Below are 12,409 nucleotides of genomic sequence, written 5' to 3' on the forward strand. Positions count from 1 at the left end.
TGCTTTTCTCCACACTTTTTCCACACTTTGCTGATCAAGGTTACACAAACATCAAAAATAATGTGAACATCAAAAACTCCCAAGGCTTGGACAGAATGCAAAAGCATCTATTACTTCCATTATTTTTATCCATCGGGCTGCTGATGCAAGGCTGTGGCTCCAAGGAGGCAGCTCAACCAGAAACACCACCTGCAAAAGTCAGTGTACTCAACATTCAACCTCAATCAGTCAATTTCAGTGAGAATCTCCCAGCACGTGTACAAGCATTCCGTACGGCTGAAATTCGTCCCCAAGTCGGCGGTATTATTGAAAAAGTGTTATTCACTCAAGGCAGTGAAGTAAAGGCAGGACAAGCGCTCTATAAAATTAATTCGGAAACATTCCAAGCAGATGTAAACAGCAATCGTGCATCGCTCAATAAAGCAGAAGCGGAAGTGGCACGTTTAAAAGTCCAGTTAGAACGCTATCAACAATTGCTACCGAGCAATGCCATCAGTAAGCAAGAAGTCAGTAATGCTCAAGCAGAATATCGACAGGCACTTGCAGATGTAGCACAAATGAAAGCCTTACTCACACGTCAAAATCTCAATTTACAATATGCCACTGTTCGCGCACCGATTTCAGGTCGAATCGGACAATCCTTTGTCACAGAAGGAGCCTTGGTTGGTCAAGGTGATAGCAATAAAATGGCTACAGTACAGCAGATTGATAAAGTCTATGTCGATATTAAACAGTCGATCAGTGAATATGAACGCTTACAAACTGCATTGCAAAATGGTGAACTGTCTGCAAATGATCAAAAGACTTTCCGAATTTCCAACAGTCATGGTCAACCCTATAACGTTACAGCAAGAATGTTGTTTGAAGACATTAATGTAGATCCGGAAACAGGTGATGTCACTATTCGTATCGAGGTCAATAATCCTGAAAGAAAGTTACTCCCTGGCATGTATGTTCGTGTAGACATTAACCGCGCTTCTGTTCCACAAGCTTTACTGATTCCTGCTCAAGCCATTCAACGTAATATCAACGGCGAACCGCAAGTCTATGTGATCAATGCCAAAGGTACAGCAGATATTCGCCCAATCGAGCTGGGACAACAATATGAGCAATATTACATTGCCAATAAAGGTTTAAAAGCCGGGGATAAAGTGGTGGTTGAGGGTATTGAGCGTATCCAACCTAACCAAAAACTTGAGCTAAGCGTATGGAAAGTTCCTGTCAATACAACAGCGAATACCTCTGTACATGCCAAATCAGCTGCAACACAAGGAGCTCAATGATGATGTCACAATTTTTCATACGCCGCCCTGTGTTTGCATGGGTGATAGCGATTTTCATTATTCTATTTGGGGTACTGAGTATTCCTAAATTGCCGATTGCACGCTTTCCAAGTGTTGCTCCGCCGCAAGTCAATATCAGTGCGACCTACCCAGGGGCTACTGCCCAAACCATCAATGATAGTGTCGTCACTTTGATTGAGCGAGAATTATCGGGAGTCAAGAACCTGCTTTACTATAGTTCAACAACCGATACCTCGGGTACAGCTGAAATTTCTGCAACGTTCAAACCGGGTACTGACGTTGAAATGGCTCAAGTGGATGTACAGAACAAAATCAAGGCGGTGGAAGCGCGGTTACCACAAGTTGTTCGTCAACAAGGTTTACAAGTAGAAGCTTCTTCATCAGGCTTTTTAATGCTGGTCGGTATCAACTCACCCAATGGACAATACTCAGAAGTTGATTTGAGTGATTATCTGGTACGTAATGTGGTTGAAGAACTCAAGCGTGTTGAAGGTGTTGGTAAAGTTCAATCTTTTGGTGCTGAAAAAGCCATGCGGATCTGGGTTGATCCAAATAAATTAATTTCTTATGGTTTATCGATCAGCGATGTAAATACGGCAATTCGTGAAAACAATATTGAAATTGCACCTGGACGCCTTGGAGATCTTCCAGCGACAAAAGGACAATTGATTACCGTTCCTTTGTCAGCTCAAGGTCAATTGGGCAATGTAGAGCAATTTAAAAATATCAGTTTAAAAAGTAAAACCAGTGGTAGCGTGATTAAGCTTTCAGATGTTGCAGAGGTTGAAATGGGTTCACAAGCCTACAACTTTGCCATTTTAGAAGATGGTCAACCTGCTACAGCAGCTGCAATTCAGCTCAGTCCTGGTGCGAATGCAGTCAAAACTGCTGAAGGTGTGAGAGCCAAAATTGAAGAATTAAAATTGAATTTACCTGAAGGTATGCAGTATAGCATCCCGTATGACACTGCGCCTTTTGTTAAAATTTCGATTGAAAAAGTGATTCATACATTACTTGAAGCCATGGTTTTGGTGTTTATTGTGATGTATTTATTCTTACACAATGTCCGTTATACCTTGATTCCAGCCATCGTTGCACCTATTGCCCTACTCGGGACTTTCGCAGTGATGCTCCTTTTGGGCTTTTCCATCAACGTTTTGACCATGTTCGGGATGGTGCTTGCTATCGGGATTATTGTCGATGATGCAATTGTGGTGGTTGAAAATGTCGAACGGATTATGGCGACAGAAGGCTTGCCACCCAAAGAAGCTACCTCTAAAGCAATGAAAGAAATCACCAGCCCAATCATTGGGATAACACTGGTGCTAGCTGCGGTATTTTTACCAATGGCCTTTGCCAGTGGCTCTGTCGGTATTATCTATCAGCAATTTACACTGACCATGTCTGTGTCGATTTTATTCTCTGCACTCTTGGCATTGATCTTAACACCTGCCCTATGTGCCACGATTCTAAAACCAATTGATGGTCACCATCAAAAGAAAGGCTTTTTTGCATGGTTTGATCGGAGTTTTGATAAAGTCACCAAAAAATATGAATTACTGTTACTCAAAGTCATTAAACATACCATTCCAATGATGGTGATCTTTGTGGTGATCACAGCAATCACCTTTGCAGGCATGAAATATTGGCCTACCGCATTTATGCCAGAAGAAGATCAAGGCTGGTTTCTGACCTCCTTCCAACTTCCTTCAGATGCAACAGCAGAACGTACTCGCAACGTTGTCAATGAATTTGAACAGCATCTAAAAGGCAATCCCAATGTAAAAAGCAATACAGCAATCTTAGGTTGGGGCTTTAGTGGTGCTGGTCAAAACGTTGCGATGGCATTTACTACGCTTACGGATTTCAAAGACCGTACTTCTACGGCGACAGAGATGACCAATTCAGTCAACGCTTTCATGGCGAATAGCAAAGAAGGCGCAACCATGGCGGTGTTACCTCCTGCCATTGATGAATTAGGTACGTTTTCAGGTTTTAGTTTACGTTTACAAGACCGTGGAAATTTAGGTATGCCTGCATTACTGGCAGCTCAAGACGAGCTGATGGCAATGGCAGCCAAAAATAAAAAGTTCTATATGGTCTGGAATGAAGGTTTACCACAAGGGGACAATATTTCTTTAAAAATTGATCGTGAGAAACTCAATGCTTTGGGCGTGAAGTTTTCTGATGTCTCTGACATTATTTCAACCTCAATGGGTTCAATGTATATCAATGACTTTCCTAATCAAGGACGGATGCAACAAGTCATTGTTCAAGTGGATGCCAAATCACGGATGCAATTAAAAGATATTTTAAGTCTCAAGGTAGCAGGCGCAAGCGGACAATTGGTTTCTCTGTCTGAAGTGGTCACACCTCAATGGAGTAAAGCACCGCAACAATATAATCGCTATAACGGACGACCATCTTTAAGTATCGCAGGTATTCCAAACTTCGACACTTCCTCAGGTGATGCAATGCGAGAAATGGAACAATTGATTGCTAAATTGCCCAAAGGTATAGGCTATGAATGGACGGGTATTTCTTTACAGGAAAAACAAACCGAGTCTCAAATGGCATTTTTACTGGTACTTTCAATGTTGGTCGTGTTCCTTGTATTGGCTGCACTTTATGAAAGTTGGGCGATCCCGCTTTCTGTCATGTTGGTGGTTCCTTTGGGCATTTTTGGAGCAATTGTTGCGATCATGTCGAGAGGGATGATGAATGATGTGTTCTTTAAAATTGGCTTAATCACCATTATCGGTTTGTCGGCAAAGAATGCCATTTTGATTGTTGAATTTGCCAAGATGCTCAAAGAAGAAGGCATGAGTTTAATTGAAGCCACAGTTGCAGCAGCTAAACTCCGTTTACGCCCTATTCTTATGACTTCACTGGCGTTTACCTGTGGTGTGATTCCTTTGGTGATTGCATCAGGTGCAAGTTCTGAAACTCAACATGCATTAGGAACAGGTGTATTTGGAGGCATGATTTCTGCGACGATTTTAGCGATTTTCTTTGTCCCGGTATTTTTTATTTTTGTCTTAGGTGCAGTAGAAAAAATATTCTCTGCAAAATCACCATCAAAACAAGACCCGCAACTTTAATACAGCACAATAGATCAGAAGAAAACTGATGTTTTCCTCTGATCTTGCTGATGTTTTCACCTTTTATAAATGGGTAAAAATCATGCCTAAATCAACACTCCTATTGCGTGGATTGATTGCCTCCACACTATCCATTGCTTTGACCGCTTGTATGAATTTACAAGCACCAAAGCCTGTCATTCAATCTAATATTCCTGAAAATTTTACTCAAAATTCTGCTCTAAATCGCTCAGAAATCTCAATTGCCCATCAAGGCTATTCAGATTTCTTTTCGGATGCCCGTTTATTGCAAGTCATTGAAATGAGCTTAGCGCATAACCGTGATTTGCGTACAGCAACGCTCAATATTCAACGAGCGCAGCAACAATATCAAATCACTAAAAATGATCAACTTCCGACAATCGGTGCCAATGGCAGTGCGCTTAGACAACTCAACCCGACGGTTAATCCCAATAATCCTTATTCATCATTCCAAGTCGGACTGGGCATCACAGCCTATGAAGTTGATTTGTGGGGACGTGTAAAAAGCTTAAAAGATGTGGCTTTAAATCAGTATCTTGCCACTCAAAGTGCGCAACAATCCACCCAAATTAGCTTAGTCAGTCAAGTGACTCAAGCTTGGTTAGATTATGCTTTTGCACAATCTAATTTAAACTTAGCCAAGCAAACACTAACTGCCCAACAGGATTCCTACCATCTGAATAAAAAGCGATTTGATGTAGGGATTGAGAGTGAAGTTCCTTTACGTCAAGCCCAGATTTCTGTGGAAACAGCTCGAAATGATGTTGCCACCTATAAAACGCAAGTCGCACAAGCCCAAAATCTGCTGAACTTATTGGCAGGACAAAGCGTCCCTCAAAGCCTACTCCCCAATCAAGCAGTTGAACGTATCAGTACACAAGCTACTTTTACTACGGGTTTGAGCAGTGATTTACTCAATAATCGACCTGATATCAAAGCTGCCGAATACCAACTTCTTGCCGCAGGTGCTAATGTGGGGGTGGCAAAAGCAAGACTGTTCCCCACGATTAGCTTAACGGGTTCTGCTGGCTATGCTTCAACAGATCTTCAAAATTTATTTAAATCAGGCGGCTTTGTTTGGTCAATTGGACCTAGTCTGGATCTACCCATTTTTGATTGGAGGACTCGAAAAGCCAATATAAAAATTTCTGAAACAGATCAAATGATTGCACTTGCAGATTATGAAAAAGCCATTCAATCAGCATTCCGTGAAGTTAACGATGCTTTAGCAGCACATGCTCATATAGACGAACGTTTAGATGCGCAACGTCGACTTGTCTCGGCAACACAAACCACTTATCGACTTTCTTCGGCTCGCTTTAAAGCAGGGATCGACAATTATCTTTCAGTTTTGGATGCTCAACGTTCTGCTTATACTGCTCAACAAGGTCTACTCACATTAGAGCAAAGCAAATTGAACAATCAAATTGAATTATATAAAGCTTTGGGGGGAGGATTAGATCAAAAATAAAAAATGTTGGCTCAAGTAAAGTACGAAAGTTAAATACCTAGAATGATACTTTCGCCATAAAAAATTCTGTATGGCTCAAGCCTTATTTTATTAATAAGGCTTGAGAAAATTAAAGACTTGGTGAATAGACTAAACACATCTCTATGAATATCCATAAAAGCTAATAGTATTGATCATTTATATAAAAAAATTATTTCGCTTAGAACCAGCAATATTTTGAATTTTAAAAACATCAACTTTACTGATCTTTTTTTAATTTTAAAAGCAGAAAAATTAATGTTACAGTATATCATAACACTATATTTATCTTTTCTTTATGTCTACGTCCCCTTCCCAGCGCTTACAAGCCATTGATGCATTAAGAGGTTTAGTTATCTTAATCATGATGGTTGATCATGTCAGAGAAACCTTTTATCTGCATCATCAAGTTCCAGATCCGATGATTATTTCAGCGACAGAAGAACCCTTATTCTTCAGCAGAATTTTGGCTCATTTATGTGCGCCTGTCTTTGTCATTTTGACGGGTTTATCGGCATATCTTTATCAAGCAAAAAATAATAGCCTTCAGATGACCCGTGAATTTTTAATCAAACGTGGGCTTTTTTTAGTTTTTCTGGAACTGCTAATAATCAACTTTGCATGGACAGGGAAATTTCCACCCGATGTCATTTATCTACAGGTGATTTGGGCAATTGGCATAAGTATGCTTGCTTTGGCAGCACTGATTGGATTACCGCAAAAACTGCTTTGGTGTATCAGCTTGATGATTATTTTTGGTCATAACCTACTTGATCAAATCGCCTTTGAAAATATCCCAGTTTTACACCAACTTTGGCTCATCTTACATGACCGTGGATGGATCGAAATTGGAGACATCGTTCGTTTAAAAACCTCTTATCCTGTTTTGCCTTGGATTGGTGTGATTACACTGGGATATTGTATTGGTCATCAGGTTTTTGCCCCGTCCAATGATACGGCAAAAAGAGATCAGATCTTGCTCCGCTTTGGTTTATCCAGCATTGCACTATTTTTCATACTGAGAATCATCAATCTCTATGGTGATCAAGCATGGCAAGTTATGCCAGCATTCTCAGAAACATGGATGAGCTTTATGAACCTCACCAAGTACCCACCTTCGTTACTGTTTATTCTTTGGAATGCAGGTATGGGGCTTATTCTTTTGGTACTTTTACAAAAAGTTGAAACACAAAAATGGGTTAAACCGTTAATTATTTTTGGTTCAGTTCCTATGTTTTTCTACATCGTTCATTTATATCTTTTAAAAGCGTTGTATCTGGTTGCAGTGCAATTTTTTGGTACGACACAAGGTCAATATTATGGTGTAGATCAGGTCTCTACCTTATGGTTGATCTCCATACTATTGAGTATTTTGCTCTATCCATTGATGCTCAAATTTTCCAAGTTTAAACATCAAAACAAACACATCCCCATTTTAAAATATTTATAAAATGCGTTTGGGCTAAATCAGCACATATACACCCAACAGACTGATGTTAAATTATTTTAGCATCAGTATTTTCTTAAAATACCACCAACATCTTAGAATCATAGCATCCCTTAAATATGGGACTCATCATGTTTCAGTGTCGGTTCTGATCTTAATTTCTGAGCGAGAAATTGAATAAATACTTCTATTTTTGGCGCTAAATAGCGTGTCGGTGGATAGAGTAACCACGCAGCACCACTGTAATAGGTTTTAAAATACCATTCTGGCAGAACTTGCAGCAAAGTATGGTTTGCCAAAGCCTGACGGGCAACAAAGTAAGGTAAACTTGCAATCCCCATATGATTTAATGCTGCATCTAAGCGTATACCAGTATGATTTGCAGAATATCGTCCTTTAACAACAACACTGGTGGTTTTATTGCCTTTTTGAAACTTCCACTTTGAGTCGCTGGCTTGCTCACCCAAATAGATACATTGATGATCCACTAAATCCTGAGGCTTTCGTGGAATGCCATAACGTTTGAGATACTCTGGAGTTGCGACCAGTACATGATCAATCTGAATTAATTTTCTTCCCTTTAATCCCAATGCTGGCTCATTGGTAATCCGTATCGCCAAATCAATCTCATCATCAATAAAATCAACAATGCGATCTTCCAATAACAGTTGAATATCGACTTTGGGGTATCGTTCTAAAAATTCAGCAAGATGTGGATGAATCATATAGTGTCCCACTGCTTTGGGTACGCTGATCCTTACTGTACCACTGGGTTCACTGTTTAATTTTCCTGTGTTGTCGATCACTGCCTGAGCAGCATTGAGCATTTCAAGACAATGTCCATAAATTTGCTGACCACTTTCGCTCAAACGTAATTTTCGTGTAGTTCTTTGCAACAGTCTGGTTTCTAGAGCCTGTTCAAGTCGAGTAATGGCCTTACTGATCGCAGAAGGTGTATTGCCCAGTTGTCGTGCTGTTTCTGAAAAACTTCCTGTCTCCACAACCTTGACGAAAATAGCCATTTCCTGAAGTAATGCAATGCTTTGATTTGTGCCCATGAGGAAAAAGTAAATTCATTTTTTACTAGATTATCATCAATAGGATTGCTTCATATAATTCTTTCTTAGAAATTTGCGTAGAAGTTAATATGACTCAGGCTTTATATTTATCTGACCAGACCAGTGCAGACGTTCAGGTTTTATCTTGCGAATTAAATCAAGATGGTTTATTTGCAGTTCGGCTAGAACAAACACCGTTTCATCCTCAAGGCGGTGGACAACCGAGTGACTTAGGTACAATAAACGATGTGAATGTCGTTCATGTTGTACAACAGGATGGTGATATTATTCATTATTGTCAGGGTGAAATTGCTCTAGGTCTGGCTTTTGCCCAAGTTGCCCAGAAACAAAGACATTTTTATAGTCGTCTCCACTCCGCAGGTCATTTGATCGGGCATATCATGCAAAGCTTTGGGTGGCATCCTGTAAAGGCACAGCATTGGCCTGAAGATGCAAAAGTGCAATTTACGCAGTCAGAAAACGCTCAAGATATCGATCAAATCCATCTTCAAGAGATATGTCAGCATTACATTCGCCGTGATTTGCCCCGTATGATGCAACAAAATGACCAAGGTTATCGTGAGGTTGGTTTTGGCGATCTGCCTAAATTTCCTTGTGGTGGGACACATGTTCAATCTTTATCAGAAATTGGCAGTATCGAAATTACTACTTATAAAATAAAAAAAGGCAAACTCACTGTTGCCTATAAAGTTACAGAGATGTGCCTATAATATTTAGGCAGATCTCTTCATTTTTTGGAGATACGTTATATTTGACTAAGATGAAAGATCAGAAGATAAAACTTTAAATAAATCACGATGCCAAGCAACTAAAGTCATCAAGATATACATTGGAATAATTAGCCAGCACGATTAATCATCCTTTGGGTGAATTGAAACTGTTCTATTTTTACAAAATATTTTGCATGATTTTGTTCAAATACATATTCAACTTGAGTGAATAACCATAGATATCACCATCTATTTGCCTATTTCGAGATATTTTACCCAGTCGTAATCGAGCACGAATGATCACAAACTAACGCTCAAGTGCTGCAAGCCTTTTTAACTGCTTTCTTGCGATCACAATTTTTTCTTTGGTGGTTTGCAATTGTTCGGCAATCTGTTGCATGGTCATTGTTGAGCTGGTAATGATTGCTTGATTTGCCAAAAGCCAACGCTTATTTTCGATACGTTGTGGATGAGGTTTTTTGACTTTTGCATAACATCTTAAATAGCGAGCATAACTACTGACTTGATCTTTGTTTAAACCATATTGTTGATACAAATCTTCAAAACCATCCCCCAATAACTCATCTTTATGTTCGATTGCCCATTGATGATTTAATACCACTTTTTCCCGTTGAATATTCAATTCTTTTCGAAGTCGAGAAACTTTGATGCCTGAAAAATTCAATTGCTTCATCACAGCTTGACGGGAGTTTTGCCGTATAAAATCTGCCAGTTCTGGTGTTAGGATGCAGGCATAACTGCCACGGGTCGTACTATACGCCCGACCTTTGTAAATGATTTGACCGATCTCTGTCTTATACTCTTCATAGACATCCCAATCCTCACCTTGCCAATCTTTAATGACTTTAATGGGGTGAAGTTTAGGTTTATATCGAGAAGTCATCACAGCAGCCTTTTTTAATACGACTATACTGTTTTATAAGTTTACCTTTATAATTTCAAGATATATTGTCTAAAAAATGAATTATTATTTTAATTTTTTTTAACAATTTGCTATTTTATGAGACAGTTTAGTAGAAATCATCCAATATCTTGAAAATCTTCCGTTCGCTTTAATATTGAAATGATCTCAAGCAGAACTGCTCAATCGCGAAACAAGTACCCGCCATATCCTAAATCCTAAAATTTAAATTGAGTACCGTCAAAATTACCTGCAAAACTCTTAAAATAAGTATAAGTTAAACCCATTGTTTTTAAATAAATAATTGATTTATAAATTAATAATAACTTGATAAATCTGTTCAAATTGTTGGCAAAAGTCTTTCATCTGTTGTTCTGTCATATCAGCCGTACTGATTCTTATGCCTTCAATTTCTTGATTGACGCTAAAATCTCGTCCTGAACGTACCAACCAACCTCGTTGCGATAAAATCTTGCTGATTTTGTCTGCATGTGGCAATTCAAGCCAGATATTTAAACCATCATAATGCATCGCACAAGGGATATTAAACTGTTGTAAATACTGCACAATTTTTTGATTTTGTTGTTGGTAATAAGATTTTGCCTGATTTAAGTTGACCGGAAATTTTTCAGCACTGAACAACTGGAACACCATTTCTTGGATGATATGACTGACCCATGTTGAACCTGCATTCAATTTTCGTCGCAATCTATCTGAAGTTTCAGCATCACAACCAACAAATGCAAAACGAAAATCTGGCGATAAGTATTTGGATACTGAACGTACTACAGCCCAGTGCTTTGTTGTGGTGGGAATGATATGTTGGTAACAGGTTTGAGAAAGTACTGAAAAATGGTCATCAACAATCACCAATACATGTGGATAGTTTTCCAATAGTTTTGAAATTTTCTCAGCCTGAGTGCGATCTAAACTATAGCCTGTTGGATTTTGCGCACGTGGCGTAATAATCAATGCTTGTGCGCCTGCATATAAGGCTTGTTCAATTGTATCAAGAACAAAACCATCGCTCCTGACTGTAAAAGGTTGCATTTTAAATTGCTGATGTTCAATTGCAGAGATACTGGTGATAAATCCTGGTTGCTCAACAGCCACTAAATCGGAAGGAACGAGGTAGGCAGCGAGTATTCGCTCAATCGCATCGACTGCACCGTAGGTAAATTCAATTGAAAATGGTTGAGGAATATCTGCAAAAACCTGTTGTTGGGCAATGTTTAATAATTCAGCATGATAGATGTTTTCACCATATAAACTGCTGTTCAGATGACCAAAATTGATTTGACTTAGAGTTGGTAACCATTCTCGGTGGGGATTACCATGAGCCAAATCGACTGTGCCCTCATTTAATGCTTGAAAGCCTTCTGATATGCGACAAGATTGTTTTGATTTGACTTGTGTGCCTAAACGTCCTTTAGACACCACAATGCCCATCGACACTAAACTTTTATAGGCAGCAGCCACCGTATTTCGGTTCAGCCCAAGTTGTTCTGCTAACTCACGGACACTGGGCAAGAAGTCGCCTTCATTTAACTGCCCTTCATTGATCAGTGTACGAATATTATCTTGAATATCCTGAGCGCTGTTGCCTTTAATTTTCATAAAAAATCTATATCGAGTTTTATACAGGAATGAGGTGATTAAGCCAATCACGTAATAACAGTTTGGCTTTGTTCTGTAAGTATTGCCCATATAGTACATTTTCTTGACGTAACTTTAAAATATCAATCTTCGCCTGATTGAGTTCAGTCGCATGTCCAATCAACCAACGCTCTAATGTTTTTGGATCAATTTCAACATGAAATTGCAATGCCAGAATATTGAGACCCACAGCAAAGGCTTGGTTGGGATAGTAAATTGAACCTGCTAAGCGTTTAGCGGATTCAGGTAAATCAAAGGTGTCACCATGCCAGTGTAATACCTGAACATTTTCCAAATGCTTTAAAGCTGAGGCAAAGCCTTGACTGGTAATGGTTAATCGACTCCAACCTATTTCTTTGATATGCCCTTTATACACCTTTGCACCTAAAGCCGTTGCTATTAACTGAGCACCTAAACAAATACCCAATGTTGGATAGTGATGAGCTAGACGGGTACGTAGTGCATTAATTAAATCCGATAAATAAGGATAATTAGCCGTTTCATATGCGCCGATCGGTCCACCCAACAAAATAACAGGATGTTTTGAAGCAAGAGCCTCATCCAAGGCATCGACACCTAACTGTAAATACTGAATTTGATAATTTAAGTCATTCAGCGTCTGTGCAAAACTGCCTAAATCTTCAAATGCCAAAGTTTAATCGCATAGATCATTTTCATCT

The 12,409-nt window shown here is 39.2% G+C and carries 8 protein-coding genes and 1 pseudogene; 5 read left to right on the forward strand and 4 right to left on the reverse strand.

The window, feature by feature from the left end; all coding sequences use genetic code 11:
• The first annotated feature begins 95 nt into the window (after positions 1-95).
• From AAV97_RS10635 to AAV97_RS10650, 4 genes are all read left to right on the forward strand, one after another.
• Positions 96-1,283: an efflux RND transporter periplasmic adaptor subunit gene (locus tag AAV97_RS10635; RefSeq protein ID WP_046760595.1), complete on the forward strand. Its 1,188-nt coding sequence runs from the start codon at positions 96-98 to the stop codon at positions 1,281-1,283.
• The gene (locus AAV97_RS10640) at positions 1,283-4,405 is read left to right on the forward strand and encodes an efflux RND transporter permease subunit (protein ID WP_046760544.1); all 3,123 of its coding nucleotides are present in this window, start codon (positions 1,283-1,285) and stop codon (positions 4,403-4,405) included. Before AAV97_RS10635 ends, AAV97_RS10640 begins: the two co-directional genes overlap by 1 nt.
• A gap of 82 nt (positions 4,406-4,487) precedes the next feature.
• A complete protein-coding gene (adeC, locus tag AAV97_RS10645; protein WP_046760596.1) occupies positions 4,488-5,897 on the forward strand; it encodes an AdeC/AdeK/OprM family multidrug efflux complex outer membrane factor in 1,410 nt (469 codons plus the stop codon).
• Positions 5,898-6,213: 316 nt separating this feature from the next.
• Positions 6,214-7,365 carry a DUF1624 domain-containing protein gene (locus tag AAV97_RS10650; RefSeq protein WP_046760545.1) on the forward strand — a complete coding sequence of 384 codons (1,152 nt, stop codon included), beginning with the start codon at positions 6,214-6,216 and terminating at the stop codon, positions 7,363-7,365.
• A 110-nt stretch (positions 7,366-7,475) separates the two neighbouring features.
• Here AAV97_RS10650 and AAV97_RS10655 read toward each other — a convergent pair whose 3' ends face one another.
• Positions 7,476-8,420 carry a LysR family transcriptional regulator gene (locus tag AAV97_RS10655; RefSeq protein ID WP_046760546.1) on the reverse strand — a complete coding sequence of 315 codons (945 nt, stop codon included), beginning with the start codon at positions 8,418-8,420 and terminating at the stop codon, positions 7,476-7,478.
• 89 nt (positions 8,421-8,509) lie between these two features.
• Here AAV97_RS10655 and AAV97_RS10660 point away from each other — a divergent pair, with 89 nt between their 5' ends.
• Positions 8,510-9,151: a serine-tRNA(Ala) deacylase AlaX gene (locus AAV97_RS10660; protein ID WP_046760547.1), complete on the forward strand. Its 642-nt coding sequence runs from the start codon at positions 8,510-8,512 to the stop codon at positions 9,149-9,151.
• 307 nt (positions 9,152-9,458) lie between these two features.
• On the opposite strand, the gene AAV97_RS10665 is transcribed toward AAV97_RS10660, so the two are convergent.
• The 3 genes and pseudogenes from AAV97_RS10665 to AAV97_RS10675 form a co-directional block, all read right to left on the reverse strand.
• Positions 9,459-10,055, reverse strand: coding sequence for a hypothetical protein (locus AAV97_RS10665; protein WP_046760548.1), 597 nt, complete (start codon positions 10,053-10,055; stop codon positions 9,459-9,461).
• A 327-nt stretch (positions 10,056-10,382) separates the two neighbouring features.
• Positions 10,383-11,690 carry an aminotransferase class I/II-fold pyridoxal phosphate-dependent enzyme gene (locus AAV97_RS10670; RefSeq protein ID WP_009586759.1) on the reverse strand — a complete coding sequence of 436 codons (1,308 nt, stop codon included), beginning with the start codon at positions 11,688-11,690 and terminating at the stop codon, positions 10,383-10,385.
• A gap of 19 nt (positions 11,691-11,709) precedes the next feature.
• Positions 11,710-12,407, reverse strand: a pseudogene (locus tag AAV97_RS10675) (glutamine amidotransferase).
• Positions 12,408-12,409 lie beyond the last annotated feature (2 nt).

It is taken from the genome of Acinetobacter sp. Ag2 (genome assembly GCF_001005515.1).
Taxonomy (GTDB): Bacteria; Pseudomonadota; Gammaproteobacteria; order Pseudomonadales; family Moraxellaceae; genus Acinetobacter; species Acinetobacter bereziniae.

What these genes read in the sequence shown, in the direction of transcription:
- AAV97_RS10635 (WP_046760595.1), top strand. Translation starts at nt 96, where the DNA reads ATGCAAAAGCATCTATTACTTCCATTATTTTTATCCATCGGGCTGCTG.
- AAV97_RS10640 (WP_046760544.1), top strand. Translation starts at nt 1,283, where the DNA reads ATGATGTCACAATTTTTCATACGCCGCCCTGTGTTTGCATGGGTGATA.
- adeC (WP_046760596.1), top strand. Translation starts at nt 4,488, where the DNA reads ATGCCTAAATCAACACTCCTATTGCGTGGATTGATTGCCTCCACACTA.
- AAV97_RS10650 (WP_046760545.1), top strand. Translation starts at nt 6,214, where the DNA reads ATGTCTACGTCCCCTTCCCAGCGCTTACAAGCCATTGATGCATTAAGA.
- AAV97_RS10655 (WP_046760546.1), bottom strand. Translation starts at nt 8,420, where the DNA reads ATGGGCACAAATCAAAGCATTGCATTACTTCAGGAAATGGCTATTTTC.
- AAV97_RS10660 (WP_046760547.1), top strand. Translation starts at nt 8,510, where the DNA reads ATGACTCAGGCTTTATATTTATCTGACCAGACCAGTGCAGACGTTCAG.
- AAV97_RS10665 (WP_046760548.1), bottom strand. Translation starts at nt 10,055, where the DNA reads ATGACTTCTCGATATAAACCTAAACTTCACCCCATTAAAGTCATTAAA.
- AAV97_RS10670 (WP_009586759.1), bottom strand. Translation starts at nt 11,690, where the DNA reads ATGAAAATTAAAGGCAACAGCGCTCAGGATATTCAAGATAATATTCGT.